General features: G+C 37.7%; 17 protein-coding genes and 1 other annotated feature (1 of these 18 only partly in view). Of the genes, 5 read left to right on the top strand and 12 right to left on the bottom strand.

The window, feature by feature from the left end:
* Positions 1 to 100: a binding site (T-box leader), on the bottom strand (it extends 137 nt beyond the left edge of the window).
* A 117-nt stretch (positions 101 to 217) separates the two neighbouring features.
* Positions 218 to 1,867 (top strand): Rqc2 family fibronectin-binding protein Fbp62, encoded by a 1,650-nt coding sequence (gene fbp62, locus HMPREF1654_RS04670; RefSeq protein ID WP_003076478.1) that lies wholly within the window; start codon positions 218 to 220, stop codon positions 1,865 to 1,867.
* Positions 1,868 to 2,182: 315 nt separating this feature from the next.
* Here the strand turns inward: fbp62 and budA are convergent, their stop codons facing one another.
* The 6 genes from budA to HMPREF1654_RS04640 form a co-directional block, all read right to left on the bottom strand.
* Complete coding sequence (budA, locus tag HMPREF1654_RS04665) at positions 2,183 to 2,902, bottom strand: acetolactate decarboxylase (RefSeq protein WP_003076642.1); 720 nt, start codon at positions 2,900 to 2,902, stop codon at positions 2,183 to 2,185.
* A 93-nt stretch (positions 2,903 to 2,995) separates the two neighbouring features.
* Positions 2,996 to 4,660: an acetolactate synthase AlsS gene (gene alsS, locus HMPREF1654_RS04660; protein WP_003076780.1), complete on the bottom strand. Its 1,665-nt coding sequence runs from the start codon at positions 4,658 to 4,660 to the stop codon at positions 2,996 to 2,998.
* Positions 4,661 to 4,742: 82 nt separating this feature from the next.
* A complete protein-coding gene (locus HMPREF1654_RS04655; protein WP_003076573.1) occupies positions 4,743 to 5,972 on the bottom strand; it encodes a tetratricopeptide repeat protein in 1,230 nt (409 codons plus the stop codon).
* Positions 5,959 to 7,137: an AI-2E family transporter gene (locus tag HMPREF1654_RS04650; protein WP_003076312.1), complete on the bottom strand. Its 1,179-nt coding sequence runs from the start codon at positions 7,135 to 7,137 to the stop codon at positions 5,959 to 5,961. Before HMPREF1654_RS04650 ends, HMPREF1654_RS04655 begins: the two co-directional genes overlap by 14 nt.
* A 263-nt stretch (positions 7,138 to 7,400) precedes the next feature.
* The gene (gene sufB, locus HMPREF1654_RS04645; RefSeq protein ID WP_003076986.1) at positions 7,401 to 8,786 is read right to left on the bottom strand and encodes a Fe-S cluster assembly protein SufB; all 1,386 of its coding nucleotides are present in this window, start codon (positions 8,784 to 8,786) and stop codon (positions 7,401 to 7,403) included.
* 132 nt (positions 8,787 to 8,918) lie between these two features.
* Positions 8,919 to 9,362, bottom strand: coding sequence for a flavodoxin (locus HMPREF1654_RS04640; RefSeq protein WP_003072083.1), 444 nt, complete (start codon positions 9,360 to 9,362; stop codon positions 8,919 to 8,921).
* A gap of 152 nt (positions 9,363 to 9,514) precedes the next feature.
* Between HMPREF1654_RS04640 and HMPREF1654_RS04635 the strand changes: the two genes are divergently transcribed.
* The 4 genes from HMPREF1654_RS04635 to HMPREF1654_RS04620 all read left to right on the top strand — a co-directional run bounded on the left by HMPREF1654_RS04635 (position 9,515) and on the right by HMPREF1654_RS04620 (position 12,036).
* Positions 9,515 to 10,453: a DHH family phosphoesterase gene (locus HMPREF1654_RS04635; protein WP_003072081.1), complete on the top strand. Its 939-nt coding sequence runs from the start codon at positions 9,515 to 9,517 to the stop codon at positions 10,451 to 10,453.
* A gap of 104 nt (positions 10,454 to 10,557) precedes the next feature.
* On the top strand, positions 10,558 to 10,803 hold the full coding sequence (locus HMPREF1654_RS04630) for a type B 50S ribosomal protein L31 (RefSeq protein WP_003076512.1): 246 nt from the start codon (positions 10,558 to 10,560) through the stop codon (positions 10,801 to 10,803).
* Between the two features lie 233 nt (positions 10,804 to 11,036).
* Positions 11,037 to 11,783, top strand: coding sequence for a tRNA1(Val) (adenine(37)-N6)-methyltransferase (locus tag HMPREF1654_RS04625; RefSeq protein ID WP_003076302.1), 747 nt, complete (start codon positions 11,037 to 11,039; stop codon positions 11,781 to 11,783).
* Positions 11,773 to 12,036 carry a GIY-YIG nuclease family protein gene (locus HMPREF1654_RS04620; protein WP_003076565.1) on the top strand — a complete coding sequence of 88 codons (264 nt, stop codon included), beginning with the start codon at positions 11,773 to 11,775 and terminating at the stop codon, positions 12,034 to 12,036. Before HMPREF1654_RS04625 ends, HMPREF1654_RS04620 begins: the two co-directional genes overlap by 11 nt.
* A gap of 339 nt (positions 12,037 to 12,375) precedes the next feature.
* On the opposite strand, the gene HMPREF1654_RS04615 is transcribed toward HMPREF1654_RS04620, so the two are convergent.
* From HMPREF1654_RS04615 to HMPREF1654_RS10310, 6 genes are all read right to left on the bottom strand, one after another.
* Positions 12,376 to 12,909 carry an isoprenylcysteine carboxyl methyltransferase family protein gene (locus HMPREF1654_RS04615; protein WP_003076686.1) on the bottom strand — a complete coding sequence of 178 codons (534 nt, stop codon included), beginning with the start codon at positions 12,907 to 12,909 and terminating at the stop codon, positions 12,376 to 12,378.
* 178 nt (positions 12,910 to 13,087) lie between these two features.
* A complete protein-coding gene (lacG, locus tag HMPREF1654_RS04610) occupies positions 13,088 to 14,494 on the bottom strand; it encodes a 6-phospho-beta-galactosidase (protein ID WP_003076308.1) in 1,407 nt (468 codons plus the stop codon).
* Position 14,495: 1 nt separating this feature from the next.
* Entirely contained in the window at positions 14,496 to 16,199 is a 1,704-nt protein-coding gene (locus tag HMPREF1654_RS04605; protein WP_003072071.1) for a lactose-specific PTS transporter subunit EIIC, read from the bottom strand.
* Positions 16,196 to 16,516, bottom strand: coding sequence for a PTS lactose/cellobiose transporter subunit IIA (locus HMPREF1654_RS04600; protein WP_003076629.1), 321 nt, complete (start codon positions 16,514 to 16,516; stop codon positions 16,196 to 16,198). The genes HMPREF1654_RS04605 and HMPREF1654_RS04600 overlap by 4 nt, the downstream gene beginning before the upstream one ends.
* A gap of 36 nt (positions 16,517 to 16,552) precedes the next feature.
* Positions 16,553 to 17,386, bottom strand: a complete 834-nt coding sequence (locus HMPREF1654_RS04595) for a PRD domain-containing protein (RefSeq protein ID WP_003076334.1) — start codon at positions 17,384 to 17,386, stop codon at positions 16,553 to 16,555.
* 256 nt (positions 17,387 to 17,642) lie between these two features.
* The gene (locus HMPREF1654_RS10310) at positions 17,643 to 24,311 is read right to left on the bottom strand and encodes a family 20 glycosylhydrolase (protein WP_016670388.1); all 6,669 of its coding nucleotides are present in this window, start codon (positions 24,309 to 24,311) and stop codon (positions 17,643 to 17,645) included.
* Between the last annotated feature and the right edge of the window lie 13 nt (positions 24,312 to 24,324).

Here is a 24,324-nt window from a genome sequence, read left to right as displayed (position 1 = left end):
TCCATTAGCCCAATTTCATAAAACCCTGCTACTTGTTTCCACCAACCACAAGTTCTCTGCCAACAGACATTTTATTACTTTTCTAATTTGATATTATTTTAGAGGTTTCTGAAATAAATGTCAAGTATTTTGTCAAACTTTTCTGATAATAATTTTTCAACCTTTTCTTGCTATTTTTTGTTATAATTTTCTTTAGTATCATTCAAGGAGAAACACCATGTCCTTTGACGGATTTTTTTTACATCACATGATAGATGAATTGCGGCAACAGTTACTGTACGGTCGCATTCAAAAAATCAATCAACCGTTTAATCAGGAATTAGTGCTACAAATTCGCAGTAATCGACAAAATTATAAATTGCTCTTGTCTGCTCACCCTGTTTTTAGTCGCATTCAACTAACCCGTACCGCCTTTGAAAATCCAGCAGTGCCCACTACATTTATCATGGTTATGCGAAAATATCTACAAGGCGCTACAATTGAAAACATTTCACAAATCGAGAATGACCGAATTTTAGAAATTTCTGTCTCCAATAAAAATGAAATCGGAGATAACGTGGCAGCAACTCTTATCATCGAAATCATGGGCAAGCACAGCAATATCATCCTAATGGATAAGGCAAGCGGCAATATTATTGAAGCTATTAAACATGTTGGTTTTTCTCAAAATAGTTACCGTACGATTCTGCCTGGTTCAAGCTATGTCACTCCACCTCAAACAGATAAGCGCAATCCCTTTACCATTTCTGATGAAAAGCTATTTGAAATTCTGCATACAGAAGATTTGTCAGCCCGTTCTTTACAAAACTTATTTCAAGGATTGGGACACGATACAGCAGCTGAACTCAGCCAGCGCTTAACAAATGATAAGTTAAAAACCTTCCGCGCCTTCTTCGCTAAGTCCACTCAGGCAACCCTGACTAGCAAGTCATTTACCCCCATTCTCTTTGCGGATAGTCAGAAAGAATTTCCTAGTTTATCACAATTGTTAGATGCTTTCTATCAAGATAAGGCGGAACGCGATCGCGTTAATCAACAAGCCAGTGAACTGATTCATCGAGTGGAAAATGAATTAGAAAAGAATCGTAAAAAATTAACGAAACAAGAGCAAGAACTGGTCGCGACTGAAAATGCTGAAGAATTTCGACAAAAGGGAGAACTCCTCACTACTTTTTTGCACCAAGTTCCCAACAATCAAGACCAAGTAGAACTGGACAATTACTACACAAGCGAGAAAATTACTATTGTGTTGGATAAAGCTTTGACCCCTAACCAAAATGCTCAGCGCTATTTTAAGAAATACCAAAAGCTAAAAGAAGCAGTCAAGCATTTAACGGGACTGATTGAAGAAACTAAAGAAACCATTCAATATTTGGAGAGCGTAGAAACAGCTTTGTCGCAAGCTAATCTCACAGAAATTACAGAAATCCGAGAAGAATTGATTCAGACAGGCTTTATTCGTCGACGTCAGCGTGAAAAAATCCAAAAACGGAAGAAACCTGAGAAATATTTGTCTACTGATGGACAGACAATTATTCTGGTTGGACGAAACAATCTGCAAAATGATGAGCTGACCTTTAAAATGGCTAAAAAAGAAGAACTTTGGTTTCATGCCAAGGATATTCCCGGTAGTCACGTCGTTATCACGGGCAACCTACATCCAAGTGATGATGTCAAGACAGATGCTGCGGAATTGGCGGCATACTTTTCTAAGGCGAGATTGTCCAATCTCGTTCAGGTGGATATGATTGAAGTCAAAAAACTTAACAAGCCAACAGGTGGTAAACCTGGTTTTGTAACCTACACAGGGCAAAAGACCCTACGCGTTACTCCTGATGAAGTCAAAATTAAATCCATGAAGATGTAAGGTGTCTACTAACTGACACCTTTTTCGGACTATTCTTCGTTCATCAGACGGGATAGGTGTTTACTAGGACGCCTAACACTCAGATACAGCCAGTCGCATCTCAGGAAGATTGTTACCGTAGTCAATAAAATACACCGTTTTGATTCAGCCCATTGACCAAGATGACGCAAGAATTTTCATGATAAGAGACTAAACACAAATTCGCCAATAGTAAAAGACTCAAAATCATCTTGGATAAAGAATTGATTTTAAGTCTTTTTAGTATCATTTTTCTTGAATTTTGAGTAGAATTTGAGTTTTTATCTAACTGCTATTTTATTCAGATTTCTCAATATCTTCCTTTAGCTCCGCCACATTTAGCTTGGCCGATAGAAAATCTTGGTCTTGAACAGGGAAACGTTGCTCTAATGTTGCGATTGTTCCGATTTCAACCTCTCCATTTTTCATGATAAAATCCATAACATGTCCGCCAAATTGGTGGTCATCCGATAGAAAATGAAGATGAAAACCAGCTACGCTGACACCGTGAAACAGCTCTGGCGTCCAAAAGCCAACGATTGTTCCCGAAATGTGTTCTGCATGATACTCCGGCTGATGAGCTGCGATTTCTGCGAACTTCTTTCCCGGAGAGGTTTTTGGAGCCATGCGCACATGCATGCTACTAAATTCACCATGAATCTTAATTGAGTGAAAAAGATTTTCCCCGACATAACTAGCCTCTATGCACTTCTTCAACGCTTCATCGCTTAGCTCAATGTCCTGACGAAAACGCACTTCCGCTCGGTGGAAAGCCAATGCAGCATAAGGAACCGTCCTATCCGTTGAAACTTCTATCACTTCAGGACTTGCTCCTATCCCCTTGGCTTGATAGGCCTTGCCGTCAAGCACAATCAGCTCTCCGTCAATGGAGTCTAAAGTACCAATCCCTAAATCACCATGTTTAAGCAATTCTCCAATCGTCATCGTTCCTTTGTAAAGCCCCGCCATTAAAGCTCCCAAAGTATTGTAGTGAAATAATGTTACAAGCTCTGCCATTTCTCCTCCTAGACAATGTTTACTATCTTTCCTTGAAAAAACCGTGGAAAAACGAACTCTTTTAAAAATTTCGAGTTCTTTCCCACTTCTTCTTTAATAAAACTCATCTGGCAGAATGGTTTCTCCCAGCGTGCTGCTGTCCTTGTAATCCACTGGCACATCAATGATAACCGGTCCATTTTCCTTTAAGGCTTTTTGGAGCAACTGCATTAATTCCACTGGAGATGTTGCTCGAAATCCCTTTGCACCAAAACTCTCTGCATATTTAACAAAATCAACAGGCCCAAAGTCCACTCCAGATGAACGACCGTATTTCATTTCTTCTTGGAATTCCACCATATTATAATGACCATCGTTCCAAATGAGATGCACAATTGGTAATCGTAGACGAACCGCTGTCTCTAGCTCCTGAGCCGAAAAGAGGAAGCCACCGTCTCCAGACACAGAAATAATCTTGGTGTTAGGACGAACCAAGGCTGCTGAGATTGCCCAAGGCAATGCCACGCCTAGCGTTTGCATCCCATTTGAAAAGAGCAAGTGCCGTGGTTCATAGCTTTTGAAATAACGCGCCATCCAAATATAATGCGTACCCACATCTACAGTAACCGTCATGTCGTCTGTCGTATTTTCCTGCAAGACTTCGACAATATCCAGCGGGTGTAGTCGTCCTGTTTCAGTTTGGCTGCGGTCAAATTTCACATCACCAGCCATCTTATTATGTAATACTTGCAAATATTCTCTCGATCCTTCCGGTAATTGATAACCGTTAATCGCTGGCAACAATAAGTCTAAAGTATTGGCAATATCTCCAATCAACTCACGCTCCGGTTGAAAGTAAGTATCAATCTCTGCCGGCTCTACATCAATAACAATAACACGAGCAGAAATTTCCGCATTCCAGTTGCGCGCTTCATATTCAATAGGGTCATAACCGATAGCAATTACTAGGTCAGATTTCTTCAACAGCATGTCTCCTGGCTGATTACGAAACAGTCCGACCCGTCCAAAGAAAGTTGCTTCTTCCAATTCACGAGACAAAATCCCTGCACCTTGGAAAGTTTCCACAACAGGTAACTGTACTTGCTCCAACAACTGACGAATCGAAGCTGTCACTTTGGCACTTGAAGCCCCATTCCCCAATAGAAGAACGGGTAATACAGCATTTTTAATTGCTTGCGCTAGGTAGTTGATATCTGCCACTGAGCTAGACCCCAGTTGAGGACCCGTCAGCGGTTTGATTGCTTCTACTCGTACTTGACTGTCCACCACATCCTGCGGAATGGAAATGAAACTTGCCCCCGGCATTCCGGACTTAGCATGACGATAAGCATTAGCAATAATTTCTGAAAGAGTATTGCCATCTTGCACTTCGACAGAATACTTGGTAATCGGCTTAAACAGTGCAGCATTATCCATGGACTGATGTGCACGTTTGAGAAGATCAGCTCGTTTGACCTGACCGGCTAAAGCTAGCACTGGATCACCTTCTGCTGTTGCTGTTACTAAGCCTGTAGCTAAGTTTGAAGCTCCTGGTCCGCTCGTTGCAATCACCACTCCCGGTTCTCCAGTAATCCGTCCGATCCCTTGCGCCATAAAAGCTGCGTTTTGTTCATGACGAGCAACAATAAGCTGTGGTCCTTTGTCTTCTAATGTATCAAACACACGGTCAATCTTTGCGCCAGGAATCCCAAATACATAATCCACCTTGTGATTGATTAAACTATCCACAATTAAATCAGCACCAAATTTTTCAGCCATTTTCTTGATCCTTTCTAAATATCACGATCATCATTATAGCATAATTCTCATGCGCCTTATAGGATAGTGCTTGTTACTCTTTTTACAAACTAGCATACAATTCTTGCATAATACCATCATCTGGAACGAGGCGAAGATAATGCTCTGCTTGGTATTTTGCTTCTTCAAAGTCACCAGTTTCACGAAGTAGATAGATATATTGCTCTAAAAATTCTGGATTTTCCTTTAAGTCTGAGAGCAACAGACGATAGCGCTCTACAGCTGCTTTTGTATGTTCCAACGCTTGATGGGCACGCGCAATATTCCATCTCGTCAGAACATTGTCTACATCTCGCTTTTCAAATTCTAAAACTTCATCAAAACGCTCTTGCTGCACATAAAGATTCGTCAAACGTAGTACGATTTCTTCCTCGTCTTCAGCATTTTCTTGCGCTTGCAGCAGATATTCTTCTGCCTTTTGCTCATCGTGTAGCTCATAAGAAAGTTGTGAAGCCAGTAGCAAAAGACGAGTGTCAAACGGATTTTTCGATAAGCCCTGCTGCGTGAGGCGTAAAGCTTCTTCTGTCTGATGTTCTGCATGAAGCGACAAAGCATAACCGTACTCATAGTCCTCAAATTCTGACGAAATCGTATCAATTTGCTTAAAGTACAGATTGGCTTTTTGATATTCTTTCTGATCATATAAAATAGTTGCTAGTTCAAAGGCCACCATATCATCATATTCAATCTCTAAGGCTTTTTGAAGAAATTCAACTGCTGCTTCAAATTTACCAAGATTTGCATAGGAAACGCCAATTCGCTGATAAGTAGAAATACCTGTCTGCTCATAAATGATACGATTGTCTAAACTAGCATACTCTTTAATGGCTTGATTAAAATTTCCCAATTCAAAATCTATTTCAGCCAAACCAAAAGTTACTAAGGGTTCATCGGACAATTGCTTTGCCTCGGCTAATTTTTCTCTTGCAACGTCTGGCAACCCTTCCATTTGGTACAAATCAGCTTTGACCAATAGAGCTGTCACGTACCAATCACTATCAAACTTAATTTCTTCTAGATAAGCAAAGGCCTCTTCCACTTTCCCATCTTCACTAGCAATCTGTGCTAAACTAATATAGGATTCTGGATAGTGGGGAGCTAAGTTTTCATAAATTTGCTTAGCTTGAGGGAAAAAGCCGATACTTTCTAAGTAATCGGCCAATTCAAGTAATTCTTCTTCTGTATCATTTGTTAGGGCTCTCTCAAAATATTTATTAGCATGCGCCAAATCCTGCTTTTGTAGAGAAGCAACCATTTTTTTACTGTTGTTCAATTCTCTCTCCTGTTTCATCTACTAATTCCTCTTCGTACAAACCGCTAACTTTTTTATACCATTTAAAAATAGCAGTAATCACAACTTTTGCAGAAGCATAAATTGGAATTCCCAGTAAAACACCCCAAATACCAAACATAGAACCAGCTGTCAAAAGGACAAAAAGGACATTAATCGGATGGATATTCAATTGACTACCCAAAATCAATGGGGATACAAACCGCCCTTCAATCGTTTGCTCTACAATAAAGACAACAATAACTTTCAATAGCATAATTGGCCCAGCAATCAAACCTAAGACAAGAGCCGGTAACATCGCGAGAAAACTTCCTAAGTAGGGAACCAAATTTAAAATCCCTGCAGTTACTCCAAGCGTAACCGCATAACGAAGGCCTATTATCTTAAAGAAAATGATAAACATAATCGCTACAATGATAGCAACAGTCACCTGACCACGAACATAATTAGCAAGCTGTGTATTGACGTCTGTCAAAATTTGACCAACAGGGTCACGAAATTTTGTTGGCATGAATTTTGTCAAATAAGATTTCAAATTTTTTCCATCTCGTAAAAGATAAAAAAGGATAAAGGGCATGATAATAATCGCTACAATCACCTGCGAAGCCGTACTAATCAATGTACTAACCCAATTCACTGCTTTCGATGAAAAATGACTTGCCCAAGTTGTCACTTGATTTGAAAAATTATTTGCAATCTCTTCCAATTGGGGCTTGACATCATCAGAAATCCGATTTTCTAAAAAATCCTGAATAATTTTATTCGATTTTTTCAAATTAGCTGGCAAATTTTTTGCAAAGCTAACTATCTGATGCTGCAAACTCGGAATAGCTACAGCTAATCCCCAAATTAAAAGTAATGCAATCAAAATAAAGACAATCGCAATCGCGACTAAGCGGTTGATTCTATGCTTTTCCATAAAATCAACAATTGGATTTAATAAATAATACAAAAGACCCGCTAGAATAACTGGCAGCATAATAACTCCGATAAATTCTAAGACAGGAAGGAAAATAAAACTAATTTTGCTTAATACAAAAATATTCAACCCCAATAATAAAGTCACCAAAAAACCGGTGATTGCTTTGTTATCCAAAAACCATCGAAAAAACCATGATAGGCTAAAATCCTTCTTTTTATGTTCCATACAGACAACCCTTTCTTTATTTATCTAATTGTAGCATTTTTCACTAAAAAATTCTTGAAGAAAGAGTAATACTTTGTGAATAATTAAAAAAACTGCATATATATTTTGGAACCATTCGAAACAACACAGCAAGTTAAAATAAGGCAGTGATTTTTAATCCAGTCCGTACTCAACTTGAAAAAGGGAGCACCGATTCGGTGCTTTTTGTGTTCTCTTCTTTTAATCAGGGACAAAAATAACAGTCTTACCGACTGTTTTTACTTCTATCCTACAGATCCTTCCATACTCATGTTGATAAGCTGATTGAGTTCAACTGCGTACTCCATCGGGAGTTCTTTAGTAATAGGCTCCATAAAGCCATTGATAATCATGGCAGTGGCTTCTTCCTCACTAATGCCACGACTCATGAGGTAATAAAGTTGGTCTTCTGAAACCTTTGAAACCTTAGCTTCATGTTCAAGTGTAACATTTGAATTGTGAATTTCATTGAATGGAATAGTATCTGAACTAGATTCACCATCCATAAGAATAGTATCGCACTCAATGTGAGACTTAGAACCCGCACTATTCTTTCCAAAACGGACTTGCCCCCGATAATCCGTTTTACCTCCATCTTTTGCAACAGACTTGGAAATCAAGGTGCTAGAAGTCTTTGGTGCATTATGATAAACTTTACAACCTGCATCCAAGTGCTGACCATAATTAGCAAAGGACATGGAAAGAACCGAAGTCCTTGCATTGCGTCCATTGAGAATGCTGCATGGATATTTCATATTGACCTTACTGCCTAGATTGCCATCAATCCATTCCAAAGTCCCACCTTCTTCAACCGTTCCTCGCTCTGTCACCAAATTATAAACATTGTCTGACCAATTTTGAATCGTTGTATAACGGAAAAAGGCATCTTTTTTGACAATAATTTCCACATTTGCAGCATGAAGACTATTGGTTGTATAAGTCGGCGCTGTACAGCCTTCTATGTATTGAATAGAGGCCCCCTCATCTACGATAATGAGGGAACGTTCAAACTGACCAGCATTCTCTCCATTGATACGGAAATAGGTCTGAACCGGTACCTGACATTGAACGTTCTTAGGTACATAAATAAATGTCCCACCGGACCAAACAGCACTATTCAAAGCAGAAAACTTATGCTCTGCATTGGAAATTACTGTTCCAAAATACTTTTTCACTAAGTCAGGATATTCTTGCACCGCCGTGTCTGTGTCTGTAAAAATAATCCCTTGCTTGGCAAATTCTTCTTTCATATTGTGATAGACTACTTCAGATTCATACTGAGCAACAGTTCCTGATAAGAATTGACGCTCTGCTTCAGGAATACCTAGACGATCAAAGGTTTTCTTGATTTCATCTGGTACTTCATCCCAACTTCTAGCTCGTTCTCCACTTAATTTTTGATAATAGATAATGTCATCAAATCGTATGTCGGATAAATCCGGACCAAAATTAGGCATAGGCAATTTATGGAATAATTCTAAAGAACGCAAACGATAATCCAGCATCCATTGCGGTTCATTTTTAATTTCAGAAATTTCACGAACAACCTCTTCTGTTAGACCTTTACCAGTCGAGAACAACGGTTTCACATCATCATGAAATCCAAAAGCATAATCTCGTTCTTTCTTCATCTTATTCCTCCCATTGTTACAAATCATCTTTTCCCATTATACTATTCTATATTAAAAATGTCAGAACATATGCCTAAAATCTGATAAATTAAGCTAAAAAAGACTAGGAAATTCCCTAGCCTTCTTACATGATTACCTCACCTTAGCAGCTAACTCTTCAGCAAATTTCTCCAAATTTTCAACGTCTTCCTCTTCTGCTGATAAATCAACTTTGACATTTTCAGCACCTTTTTCAGCACCTGTCGCTGCAAAAGCACGATCAAAGTCATCTACTGCTTTACAAAACTCATCATAGAATGTGTCACCTGACCCGACAACACCATAAACCTTTCCAGTCAAATCAAGACTTGCCAGATCTTCATAAAAGTCAATAATCTCATCAGGTAATTCACCGTCTCCATATGTATAAGAAGCAACAATTGCGATATCTGCTTCCAAAAATTCCTCTGCATCCACCATTGTGCATTCATCAATATCTACTTCTAAACCAAGTTCTTTCAATTTATCAGCTACAATATCTGCGATTTCTTCTGTATTTCCTGTCATACTAGCAAATACAATTTTTGCTAAAGCCATAATTTCCTCCAAAATGTTCTATCAGCTTATTATAACACATTGAACAAATAGTTGCACTTCAAACCTCTCCAAGGCCTGTCACTTTCCACTTTTTCTTTTTAAAATAGTTATCTTATGATACAATGAATAAAAGGTAGATTAGAGGTTATAACATGGAAATTTTTAAGCAAATTTTACATAAAATCAAAGAATATGATACGATCATTATCCATCGTCACATGCGACCTGATCCTGATGCCTTGGGTAGCCAAGTCGGTTTAAAGAAATTACTTCAAGTAAATTTTCCTGAGAAACAGATTAAAGTAGCAGGAACGACTGAACCTAGTCTTGCTTGGCTGGCTACCATGGATGAGATTTCAGATGATGATTACAAAAATGCTTTAGTGATTGTTTGCGATACAGCAAATACTGCACGAATTGATGATGAACGCTACAGCAAAGGAGATTTTCTCATCAAAATCGATCATCATCCAAACGATGATATTTATGGAGACATTGCTTGGGTAGATACTAGCTCAAGTAGCGCTAGTGAGTTAATTGCTCTCTTTGCATTAGAAAATCATCTAAAATTAGATGATTATTCTGCTAAGTTACTTTATGCTGGAATCGTTGGTGATACTGGGCGTTTCCTATATCCTGCCACAACTGCCCGAACTATGGCTATCGCCAGCAAACTTCGCGAATATCCTTTTGACTTTGCTGCTTTAGCGCGGAAAATGGACTCTTTCAGCTATCAAATCGCTAAACTTCAAGGCTACGTTTACGATCATTTAGAAGTCGATGAAAATGGTGCAGCTCGTGTTATTTTAACTCAAGAACTTCTCAAATCCAATCAGTTAACAGATGCTGATACTTCTGCTATCGTTTCAGCTCCAGGGCGGATTGACAGTGTTGAACTTTGGGGAATTTTTGTTGAACAAGAAAATGGCAATTACCGAGTTCGTCTACGGAGTAAATTTATCCCTATCAATGAAGTGGCTAAAAAACATGATGGAGGCGGTCATCCACTTGCTAGTGGTGCCAATGCTTACTCTACAGAAGAAATCGAAAAAATTTACCAAGAATTAAAAGAATTGGCAAAAAGACATTAAAATTGAGAGAAAAGACTTGTCAAAATCGGTAGAATTTGGTAAACTATCAAAGTAATGAATCTATGGCTCGCAGAGAGACCATGGCAGAAAGGAAATTTTTTAAAATGAGAAAAGATATTCATCCTGAATACCGTCCTGTTGTCTTTATGGATACTTCAACTGGCTACAAATTCCTTAGTGGTTCTACTAAGCATTCTAGCGAAACTGTTGAATGGGAAGATGGAAATACCTATCCACTAATCCGTGTGGAAATTTCATCAGATTCACATCCATTCTATACTGGACGCCAAAAATTCACTCAAGCAGACGGACGTGTGGATCGTTTCAACAAAAAATACGGTCTCAAATAATCAACCGCATTGCTTGCTTAAAAGCGTTGATACAAAGCCTTTTCCAAGAAATTGGAATTGGCTTTTTTACTTTTAGTACCGTTTTGGGTACCATCTTGGAAAACTAATCTTTTGCACTATCCAAAAGATCTACAAATTTTGCAATGACTTTTTCAAATTTGTTGTTTCCACTTTTTCCTTACCACCTATTTTTATTGCTGCATCCTTTATAAAACATGATATAATAAGACTGTATGGCAGAAATTTTTTTAAAAGACGGGGAGCGGGTCAATCAGCTCTTTTCCACTGACGTCAAAATTATCCAAAACCGAGAGGTTTTCAGCTACTCAGTGGATAGCGTGCTCCTCTCACATTTTCCAAAATTACCTAAGAGTGGATTGATTATTGACCTATGTGCCGGCAATGGTGCTGTCGGCCTTTTTGCAAGCACGCGCACACAAGCTCAAATCATTGCTGTAGAACTTCAAGAACGATTGACAGATATGGCTCAGCGCTCCATTGAGCTAAATAACTTGACTAGTCAAATGCAGGTGATTCAAGATGATTTGAAATACCTTACCAAATACATTAGTGGTAACCAAGTAGACATGATTCTCTGTAATCCACCTTATTTTAAAGTAGATGAGCATTCCAACCTCAACGCAAGTCGACATTATCTGCTTGCACGGCATGAAATTGCGACAAATCTTGAAGAAATCTGCAAAATTTCTCAGCGAGTTTTGAAATCTAATGGGCGTTTGGCAATGGTGCATCGTCCTGAACGATTTCTTGACATTATGGACACTATGACAGCTCATAATTTAGCACCAAAGCGCATTCGGTTTGTTTATCCCAAGGCAAATCGAGAAGCCAATATGCTCCTTATTGAAGCTATCAAAGATGGCTCCCGTGATGGACTCAAAATCTTACCACCACTGTTCATTCACAACCAAGATGGCAGCTACACTCCCGAAATTCATGAGATCTACTATGGAAAATAAAGCCTATATGTACGTCCTAAAATGTGCTGATGGTTCTCTCTATACAGGTTATACGACCAATGTCCAAAAACGAGTGGCCGCACACAATGCTGGGAAAGGCGCCAAATATACACGTGCACGATTACCTGTTACTCTTTTATACCAAGAGGAATTCTCCAATAAACCCTCTGCCATGTCAGCTGAGGCACTCTTTAAAAGGAAAACACGCCAACAAAAATTAGCCTATATCAACGAGCATAAGAAAAAGAGGTGAGATTATGCTCAAGATAGAAAATTTTTGAGTTCATAGTCTCACCCCTACAAGCTTATTCGACAATTTGATAGGCTGTTGAAGTGCCCAATAAAGGAAACGAAGTTTTCATCAAGAGTATTCTTCCGAACCTGAAAAGCGATAACCTTGAAATTTACAGAAGCTCTCTCCAATTGCTCAAAGCATAGCTTTGAGCAATTGGAGAGAGCTTCTGTGCTTTATTAAACTGCACACTTTTAAACTAAAGACTTTTGTCCTAGCCTCGCCTCTTTTTATACTATCTATTTGTAGGTTGAATCATTTATATCTCCAGCTATTTAAACAATAGCAGTTATTCCAATATTATTTTTCAACAATTCCATTTGGAATAATGACTTCTCGAAGGAGCTGTTCTTCTTCCTTGATACGATTGTATAGAACAATAATATAGAACGGAAACAAAATGCAAAATGAAAGGAGAGCGTGGCAAAGAAGTGCTAAACCAATCAACTCCGGAATGATATTCAAGAAGTAATTTGGATGTTTGACATAACGGAAAAGCCAATGGTCAACAAATTGATGATTCTTAACCAGCATCAGCTTTACAGTCCAAATTTCCCCTAAAAGTTTTGTCACAACATAGAGCATAAACATCGCAAATATTAAGAGCCCTAGCCCCATAACACCGAACGTATCAAAATGAACTTGACGTATTGTGGCTTCTGCAAAGCAAGAAAGGTAAAATAAAATATGAAGGATGGTGATATATTTGGTATTTTGAACGCCATATTCGCGGCCACCATTTGCCAGAATCGCCTTTTCGTTTTTAATAGATCGTTTCAAAAATACCAACCGAAATATAAATACCACCAAAACAATGAGTCCTGATAAAGTCATATGACCTCCTTATAAAAATGTTCTATTCCATTATATAAAGAGGAATTTTTTCAAGTCAATAGATTCCAAAAATATCACACGGACCGTAGGAAATTGTTACAAAAAATATATAAAGTAATATGCGACAATAAGAAATGGCAGTTTGACTGATAAATATCAATACTGCCATTCAACTTCATTAACGAATTTTTCGCGTTTGCGATAGTTCTTTATACCAGTAAGCACTCTTTTTAGGGTAGCGCTCCTGTGTTTCAAAGTCAACATAGAAGAGACCATAACGTTTCTCATAGCCATTTGACCAAGAAAATACATCCATCAGCGACCATAAGAAGTAGCCTTTTACATTGGCGCCGTCCGCAATAGCATCAGCTAAAACTTCCAAATGTTTCTTAACATAGTCAATTCGAGCATCATCATAAACCGTATTATCTACAAACTCATCTTTATAGCCTAAACCATTTTCTGTGATGTAAATTTTCTTATAATTTGGATAATCTCGCTTAATTCGCATAATTTGGTCATATAAACCTTGTGGATAAATCATCCAATCCCAATCTGTACGAGGAACATCTACGTCAAATTCACGACGACCAACACCTTTTAACTGATATTTTGAGCCACCTTTATCTCCTTTAGAATTATGACTAATTTCAGTTTCTCCATCAAATTCACGCATCCAATCGCTCATATAATAGTTAATTCCCAGAAAATCATTCAAATCCTTAGCTGCTTCAAGAGCAGTAAAATCTTCATCACGCAAATCCAGTTCTCCACCATTGACAGCAAGAATATGATTGACACCTTCAATTGTTTTTGCTGAATAGTGACCAAGATAAGTGGCATCCAAAATAAATTTGTTATGAATGATGTCTTCCAATTCTGCTGCTCGTACATCGCCAGGATTTTCAGGATTATAAGGATATTTTGTTGGCAAGGCATGTACAATACCAATTTCTCCCTTATACTGTTTATCTTTATATATCTTGATTGCCTGAGCATGCGCTACCATCATATTGTGATGAGATTGGAAAACTTTAGCAAAATCATAGGTGATGCCTGGAGGAAATTTCCCTACCATGTATTGTCCTTCTCCAATCGGACCAATTTCATTGAAAGTTGTCCAGAAATTAACTTCAGAAAATTCCTCAAAGCAAAATGCTGCATAATCTACAAAATATTTGATATTGTCACGGTTGAGGAAATCACCATTTGCATGAAGCGCCTCTGGCGTATCAAAATGGTGCAAGGTAACAAATGGTTCAACATGTCGTTTATGGCACTCCGCAAACAACCGATGATAAAATTCAACACCTTTTGGATTGACTTCACCATACCCTGCTGGAAAAATACGAGACCAAGCAATTGAAATACGAATCCCATTTACACCGAACTCTTCTGCCAACTTTAAATCAACAGGATATTTATGATAAAAGTCACTGGCAGGTTCTGCTGTGTACCAGTAGTTGTCTTCTAGATACTTATCCCACGCAACTGGGCCTTTCCCATCGGTGTGTGTTGCACCTTCTGCCTGATAAGCAGCCGTAGCACCACCAAATATAAAATCTCTAGGCAATGTTTTCGTCATGCTATTCTCCTTTTTGCTCAAACTGCTCTTGGACAAAGGCTAATGCACCTTTTCCATCACGGGTCAATTTAATGTACTGACCACCCTCTGTCTTAGCAAGTTTAATTCCTAATTTATCAGTTTCAATTTTAATATCCTCATAATTAGAAGCAACTTGAGGAGCAAGAATGACTAATTGATATTCTGGTAAAATATCGCGGTGAGAACCATAACTTCCTGCCGCCGCTGTCACAGGGACATTGTATTCTTTCGCTGCTTTTGTCAAAGCATTTGCTAAAAGACCGCTCGTTCCACCACCAGCACATAAAACGAGAACATTGGTTTGTTTTGAAATATTAGATTTTGCTTGCTTGTCAAAACTCTTTTCCAAAATCGCATCTGCTTTTCTCGTATCAAATTTTTCAGAAACCTTTTCTTTTAAATCATCAGAAACTTTGTCATTGAGTTCTTCTTCTAAAATTTGATTGTCATAAACTTTAACAAATGGATAATAGATAGCAATATCGACAAGAATGAGAGTAATCGCTAAAACAAATGACAACGGTGCGAGTGCTGTTCCCATGACAATACCAATTGGTGCTGGCGTTGTCCAAGGTAGGATAATACTGAAGCTGTTCATCCGCAAAACATCTACAAAGAACTTCATAATCCAAACATTGATAATTGGTGCAGAAACAAATGGAATAAAGAAAATTGGGTTCAAAACGATTGGAGCCCCAAATAAGATTGGCTCATTTACACCAAAGAACGTTGGCACAACAGACGCACGTCCAATCACCTTGTTGCGTTTGGATTTACATAACCACATGAACATAAACGGAACAACCAGTGTGGCACCTGTACCACCCATAGTAACTATAAAAGTCTGTGTTACTGGATTCAAAATTTTATCTGCATGCATACCCGCTTGTACAAGCTTAACATTTGCTTCAATATTTGCATAACTGATTGCTACTATCAAAGGTTCAACTACTGAAGGCCCGTGAATTCCAACAAACCAAAAGAAAGCATAGGCACCAAACACAATCGCCAAGCCGATATAGCCATCTGTAGCAGAAAACAGTGGTGCTAAGATTTTACCAACAGATTCTGCAACATTAGTTCCCAATGTTTGCCGAACAATTAAATCAAGTCCATAAAGAGACAGAATAGATAAAGCAAATGGAATCACATCTTTAAATACCTGTGCAATATTTGGTGGTACTTCTTCCGGAAGACGAATAGTGACATTATTTTTTATACATACCTTGTAGATATTAACTGTGATAAAAGCAGCCAGAAAAGCAGTCAGCAAACCTCTAGTCCCAAGAAGACCATTTGCAATACCATTCTTAATTGGATCCGCCGCCAACAGCAACAGACCGCAGACTGCAGCTAACATCGTTGAAAGAAAGTTAATTTGATTGGTCTTTTCCAATTTACGATTGACTGAATCCGTTAAAGATTTAGCAGTTGTTCCTGCAACTAAAACTGCCAAAAATCCCATCGTATAATTATAAGGTTTCATAATGAGTGCTAGATGTGCAGGCGCCCATTTAAAACCAAATATATTTGGTACAGCAGCAATCAGCAAGAAAATACTGGAAAACAAAACCGCTGGCATGCTGGCTATAAAACCATCACGTATCGCTTGCAAATAGATATTTCGAGAAATCTTCTCAAATAAAGGTTTTGCTTTTTCAATCTGTGCAATTAAAGTATTCATCTTGTTGCCTCCTTTTTGTATAGTTCAATGAAATGCTTCATTAAGTCTTTCAATAATAATGTTGTCATTAAATGATCTTGTCCGTGCATCATGGTAACACTATAAGCCAAATCTTCTCCAGCCGCTTCTTTTGTCAGTAAATCAGTCTGTGCACGATGCGCGTCTGCAATGCAGATATCTGCTTCTTTTACTAACTTTTCTGCCTGTTCAAATTCACCCTTCTGAGCAGCATTTAAAGCTTCTAATAATTTTGAACGAGCATCGCCTGCATAAGCTACGATTTCAAAGCCAAGTAATGTTGTTTCTTCCCTATTCATTCGTATATTTCCTTTCCTATGTTTAATAGATTTATGTTATAGCAATCTTTGAATATGTAAAACTAAATATACACGCTCACTTTGATACAAATCAACTCCTGTCTCACGAGAGATAATATCATAAATCCCTGTCGCAATTTTATATGCCTTAGGATAGGTAAGTCTGATTTGAGTTTCCATTTCCCTCAGAGATCGATTATCATCCCGACTTCTATTCAAAGAATCCAAGAAATAGTTCAGATGAATCATGAAACGATCATAAAAGTTACTATTCTCTTTTGTTCTTCTAATTTCATTTCGTCTCAATTCTGCTTCAACCAAAATTAATAATTCTTTGCGCTGATCTAGATGCTGTTGTCCAACTGTGCTTGTCGTTCCTTCTGCATTGATAAAATGAAAGGCGATCCGACTAATTTCATCATCCGGAAAACTATCCAAGATTCGTTCTCGATATATATCAACCGCTTCTTTAGAAATCTGATAGGGAATCGGATACTTATCAGACGCATCTGGTAAATCACTTTCTTTATAGTTTCCCTGTATAACAGCTTGATAGGCACAATAAATATGATCTGCTAATGTGATGTAGATATACTCTTGTACTGGATAATTGTACTTTTTAGACAGACTTTCAATGATATCATAAGTAATTGTAATAAAGTCCAAAGGAACGTCTTTTAGAAGCGCAACAAAATTCTCTTTTGATTCCTCAGTTCTCAAATGAAAGATTTTCTCGATCTTACTTTCAAGAACAACATCCCCTTTCTTTTTATTAAATGCTATGCCGCTACCAATCAGCATCACTTCTTCATGATGTTCATTTTTAGCTAAAGCAACATTATTATTCATAGGATGTACGATTCGGTACATATTATCCTCCTTATTGTATACTGAGTTTTCATAAAATAAAAAGTAACCACAAACAAATGGAAAATTAGAATAAATTTTTCACATTTATCTGTGGTTACGCCTAATGAAGCTTAGTAACGCTCACCCTATTTAATTGTATATTTATTATAACATAAATAAGTTGTTTTGTAAACCCTTACGTGTTGTTTTTAAAACATTTTTTATGAAGTAAACGGCTACTAAACTTTTTATGCTATTCAAACTCTTTAGAATATCGTTATTTTTTCTTTCGATTTTTCTTGACAAAAAATCTCAAAACAGCAACCGAAGCTAAGATTGCAAAACCAACGAATGTAAGATTTGAATTTATCGTATTTGCTTTAGGTAATGAATTTCCTCTTGTTTCCTCTGCATCGTTAGAAGGCTGATTAGTTTCTGCCGAAGAAGAATTCGTAGATGGAGGTGTGGATCCATCTTGCACATTTGGATTCTTCGGATGAGAACTATCACCAGGAGCCGGTTTTTCAGGTGTTGACCCGTCAGGACTCTTACCCTCTTTATCTTTATCTTTTGGATCTGGGGTCGCTTTGTCCTTTTTAAATTTTAAGATATGGGTATTTCCCTCGTTCTCTTGTGATTCTAAAATCCAACCAGCTGCTTTGCGTTGGGCAATTTCATCATCTATTTTTTTCTTAAAATCTGTCAATTTTAATTGTTTAAAGACTTGAGATTTCGCAAGTACTCCATTTTCCATTATTTTTAACGTATAATCTTTTCGCTCAATGGCAACTAAACCTTCACGTGCTGTCTTTAGTGCGTTTGCATAAGCATCAACTTTTGCTTGATCTGCACGACTTAAATCTCGATTGATAGAATCCATCACTTGCTTTAATTTCGCAACACTTTCAGAAGTATAATCTTCTAAGTTTTTAGGAACTTTACTTAACTCAGAATCTACCTGTTTATAGTTGGCTCGGAAGTAAGAAGAATTGCGTTCTACAAAGCGATCTATCCAACGAATGAAATTCTCTTTATTAAACGCTCGACTTGGCTCATCTGCCCAAGCAGCAATCATACTACCTAAAATTGGAATTTTTGCACCTTCAGATTTCGGTACAGAATCTAGCGGTGTTTTATCCATTCCATTTAAGCCTTGTTCAAGATTATACCAGCCACTATGTTTCGTTTCACGTCCTAAAACATAGTACCACGCATCATTCGTATTTAGAATTTTATGTCCTTTTTCTGATAGATACTTGGAGGAAGCTACAGTATATCCGCTCCAACCAGCTGTCCAATAAGAAATAATAATGTCAGAATCAAAAGCACCTGAACTCTTATCGTTATTATAGTAGAACCCATCATTAAATGCCATTGGTTTCAAATGCAGATCTTTAACAATTTTTGCTAATTCATTTACATAATTGATAAATTTAGGATAATTTCCCGTTCGTTGCAAAAGACCAAATCCGCTTTCCTTGCTGACATCATTTGCATATTCATCAAGACCAATATTAAAGATTTCGACCTTATTTGAGAAGTATTCAGCATATTTTTTAATGAGTGCTTTTGTAAAACGAACTGCATCCGAATTATTCAAATCAATCGTTCGTTTTGATTTTTTACCATTGTAACTAAATCGAGCATCTTTAATACCGAGTTGCTCCATTGCATCTAGAATAGCATCCATATGCCCCGGACTGTTAATCGCTGGAATCAGAGCAATATTCTTTGTTTTCGCATATTGAAGAATGTCATCCATCTCAGCTTGTGTCAAATGATTGCCATGTGGATCTTTATAATAAGCGTCTGTTCCATGTACAATTGCTGCTTTTACTTCATCACTGCTATACGTTTTTCCATTCACTTTCAGAGTCATGTCATTTAACAAGAATCTCAAAGCATCATTTCCTAACAGAAGATGCAGATGTGTATAACCTCTCTTGCTTGCTTCATCAATAATTTCTTTGATTTGAGCAGCAGAGAAGTATTTGCGCCCTGCATCTAATGAAATAGCTTTCATTAATGCCAATTTTTGTTTTTGTTCTGGATTTTCAGGCTCTTTTTGATTTGGATTGGCAGAAATGATAAAGGTTTTCTTGACAGTACCTGTATACTTGCCCATACCCGTTACTGTAACTGTGGCCACAGTATCTTTATCTGCTTTACCGATATTATTTTCATAAGTCAACTTATAATCTTGACCCTCAGTTAATACTTCATTTCCCACTTTCACAACCGGTTTTGGCGTAAGGGCTTGTCCTGTATAAGCTATTTTATCTTCTTTTAAGGTCACATTTTTATCTGTCAATGGTATTTCATCAGAAGCTTTTTGAGTCGTTTCTCGAACTCGCAGTTCACTAGCCGATATGAACTTCTTAGAATTATCACTCAGAGTTTTTACACCGACCAATTTGAGATAGCGGGCTTTTACAGGAGCAAATGAGGCTTCCTGCCATTTTTCAACATCTGCAAAGCGACCTTTTGCGACTTTAAACCAATCTTTATTATTTTTGCTAGCATAAATTTCATAATCAATAATCTTACCATTTTGGATTTTATCCATCCGCTCAAGATAAGCTAAACCATTGATTGTTCTTATTTTTCCAGTATCAAAAGTTGCCCAAAGATTTCTTGCAGAAGTGCCTGCCCAATCAGAATGCCACATGCTATCCACATTAAAGTCATTCGCATTTTCAACCGCATTCTCTGCACCCGGCTGAACAGATCCTGCTGACAATGTAATATCTTTTCTCGGAACATATTTATCTTTAGCACTTGCTTTCGGATTTTCTGGAAGCAAACGTAGTGTATAGGTTTCATGCTGCGATTTGTCTTCTGACTCTGTAAAGATTCTTGTTTCATCTTCCTTCGTCTGCACAACTGTAACAGCTACGTTTTTAGAAGGATTAGAAGCCGTAATTTTTCCTGAAGCTTGCGTGACAATGTCCTTTGTTAATTGTTTCCCTTTAATAACTTTATCGCCAACTCGAATTTCACTTAATTTAGCTTCATTATACAAATCAAAAGTTTCAATCGCTGTCATCAATTCAATTTCTGAAATACCAAGAGACGATTTTCTATTTCCCAAATCAATATTCGTACTCTTCACATTGATTTTAAACTCAACTGCCGGTACAGCTTTTTCTAGTTCATAAGTGACTAATACGTTGTTACCATCCAGCTCTTTTCTACCAACAACTTTGGCTTTAATATTCTCTGGTTTTCCACCTTTTAAACGACTCCAAGTAAAGTTAGCTGCTTCAAGTTCTTTTCCTTTTTCTGGAATGCGCAACGACCAATTATCTTTGTTATAAACAATATTCACCAATTTAATATTTTGGGCGGTAGCATAATTAAAGGTCAACGTTGCCTTTGGATTGCCTTTTTGTGCCTCGTCGTAATTTGACCATCGCGTAGAGTTTGGCCCAGAAGTTGTGTTCGGTACCATCTTGCGTTTGCCATCATTAACTGCCGACAAAGTATCCGATGTTGTAGTAGCAGATAAGTCTGTCGTCAACGGCGCAACATTCGTTCCAAGCTGAACACCTTTCTCTGCAACCCGAACAGTTATTGTTACCGGGAATTTATCTCCTAGTACATCTGCAACTCCTTTTACCGTTACAGTACCAACTTTATCAAAAATACTACTGGTTGGTATCTTCCATGTCACAGGAAATTGTGCAGACAATAGATTACCACTTTTCACATAAGCTTGCACATATTTTGGAAGATCTGGTACTCTGCCTTTTTCTACAGCTGTACTGATATTTTTCATAGCAGCTACATCTCCAACAATAGAAATCAAAATTTCTACTGTTATACCCGTATTTCCAATCTTTCCAAGCAATGTGAAATCTTTTCCTGAAGCCAAGCCTTTTGCTAATTGCTCTTTGTCAAAAGTTAATGATTCTTTTGATTCGACATTTTCACTATTTTTAACAGTGATTGTTTTTGGTAACTGAGGCGTTGCTCCTTTTTTCAAATAAATTGTTTTAGCTAGTTTATATTGATCAATATCTACAACTTCTTTTTTACCTGCTTGCACTTTAAATGTAACAGTGCTTGTTGTCAAACCTTTAGACTTAGCTGTAACGGTTACTGTCCCAGACTTACCAGTCATCTTCACAATGGCTAGAACTTTCCCTGAAAAAGCTTTGCGATTCGTATCTTGATAAGATTGATGATCAACAGCATTTCCATTGTCAACACCTACCAACTTAGCTGGCCCTGAAACCGAAAATTCAACCTTATTGTTAGCATCTGTTACCAAATTGCCTTTCGCATCTTGCACATCAACTCCTACATAGGCAAGTGAGTGATCGGTTACTTTAGAATCGACTTTACTTTCTAATTTGGCTGCTAATTTAGTCGCTTTCTCAGCCATCTTCACTTCTTTTCGGCCTTCTGTCTTGTTAATGACTTTACCATTTTCGTCATAGGCTATAGCTTTAAGATAACCTTTTTTGTATGGTACCTTCCAAGTCAAATATAAATTTTTATGCTCTGCTGCTTGCTTATCATTTCCTTTATAGATTTGATAACTATGTCCTGCTTTGGTAGTAACTTTTGTAAATGCCTTTGTACCTAGATCAGTTTCAACACCTTTATCGCTAACATGAACTAATTTTACTTTGGCTGCATTGGAATAAACCGCAACTTCTACTTTGCCACCCTCTTTTTTAATGAGAGACTCATTCCAAGTCCCTGGTAAAACATGAAGTGTTTTAACTTTTTGATTCCATTGGCTTTGGTAGAAATAGTAGCTATCTTTAGGGAAACCAGCTGTATCAACAATTCCGAAATAAGAACTCTTTGGAGCAGGCCATGTCCCTACAGAACCAGATCCAATTCCATTCCATGGAGTAGGCTCACCAAGATAATCAAATCCCGTCCATACAAATTCACCTGCTACAAAATCGCGCTTAATCACATCATACCAAGCTTCGCTCGCAAGATGTCCCCAGCCAACTTTGCTTTGATCGTAAGAACTTAATTGCTTATCTGATCGTTGTTCTTGATTCTTAACATTATAAACACCACGACTGTTAATAGAAGAAGCTGTTTCAGATCCATAGATGAACCAATTTGGGTTCAATTCATGTCCCTTATCATATTGGCTTCCATTTGCATAGTTATAACCAACAACACCTTGAAGTTTATTGTTAGTCAAGGCGTTTGCCATTCCAACAGAAGTAGTATCACGACTCTTTAAATAGTTGTCACCTAAAGTAGATGGACGAGTTCCATCTACTTGGTCAATCCAGTTAATTAATTGTGCTATCAGTTGAGGATAAGTGCCTGCAGAAGCTTTTGAAGTTCCTTCTGTTACCTCATTTCCTGTTGACCACATAATAATGGATGGATCATTAATCCCGCTCCGAACCATTTGTTTAATATGGTACTCTGCCCATGTCTGATCAGGTGACTCTACATTTGATAACCCTTCTACTGAGTTTCCGATTTTTTTATCAAAAAAACGTGTATAATCATAAGTGTTACCATTTTTATAGTCTCGCCAGCCATCAAAAGCCTCATCAATCAGTAACATTCCCATGCGATTCGCAATGTCTTTCAGGGCACGAGAAGCTGGGTTATGAGTAACACGAATAGCATTCACACCCATACGCTTTAGAATGCTAACTTGTCTTTCAATAGCATTGTAATAAGCAGCTGAACCTAAGGCACCTTGGTCATGGTGCATACTGACACCTTTCAATTTCATCGTTTGTCCATTGAGTGAAAAGCCCGTCTCACTATTAAAAGATGTATATCTAAAACCAGTTTCTTGATCGACAGTCTGAATCTTTTGGCCATTTTGGTACAGTTCTGTTCTCAACACATATAAAGTGGGATTGTCAGGCGACCATAACTTCGGCTTGACGATTGAAAACTGTTGATTGACAGGTACTTGCTCACCTGATTTGACATCAACTGGTTGTGATAATTCTGATTCAGCAGCTTTTTGACCCAAACTACCGTCTTCTTTCCGCTCGTACAATATTGATTTTACACGAATCTGCGAAGCATTCCCTGATTGATTGTAAACCTTAGCAGTAACATGCACTTGACTTCCAGTTCCTGACTGAGCTGTCTGTGATAAATCTGGCGTTTTCATCACAATTCCATTGTCCGCCAAATGGACCGCAGGTGTAAATACTAATTGAAGCGAACGATAAATACCACTACCAGAATACCAGCGCGAACTTGGTATTTTATTCGTCACTTTAATAGCTATGGTATTCTCTTCCCCAATTTTTAAATATTTTGTTACATCGAAGGTAAATGATGTATAACCATTTGAATGAACTCCTAATGAATGGCCATTTACGAAAACTTCCGTTTCCATATAAGATCCATCAAACTTAAGGTAGACACGTCCTTTTGCGATTGTTTCATTCACAGAAAACGTTTTGCGATACCAGCCAATTCCGCCTAATTTATAACCACTCTCTGCTTCACCACTTTGGGTGTAGTCTTGTTTTAAACTAAAATCATGCGGTAAATTTAAAGTCTTCCAACTAGAATCATCATAATTCCTTTCTGATGCTCCTGGAAGTTCCCCCATCGCAAATTTCCACGCAGAATCAAAATTAACCGTTTTATCAGTTTTAAGGTAACGATTTACTTTGTACCATTGTTCTGGAGAGGTAGTGAAATTTTTTGACTGTTTTTTTTCAGATTGATTTGTCAACAACTTTTTAGTTGGTTCTGTCTTATCCTCTCCGTTTTTTAACCCAGTTGAATTCACAGTATTTTTTTCCTTCTGTTTATAAAGTGCTGCTTGTGTATAGGTTGCAGCATCAACTTTATTTGATAACAAATTATCACCATCTACTGAAAATACACTATATAAAAACATACTAGAAACGATGAAACCAAAACTCAGTATGAGCTTTCGGATTGAGCTACACCGACACTTTTTTAAACATTGTCCTCTCTTCATATATTTTCCTTTC

The organism is Streptococcus intermedius SK54 = ATCC 27335 (assembly GCF_000413475.1).
Classification (GTDB): Bacteria; Bacillota; Bacilli; order Lactobacillales; family Streptococcaceae; genus Streptococcus; species Streptococcus intermedius.
The sequence above is the reverse complement of the archived record's forward strand: the minus strand, read 5'-3'. Positions and strand labels throughout refer to the sequence as shown.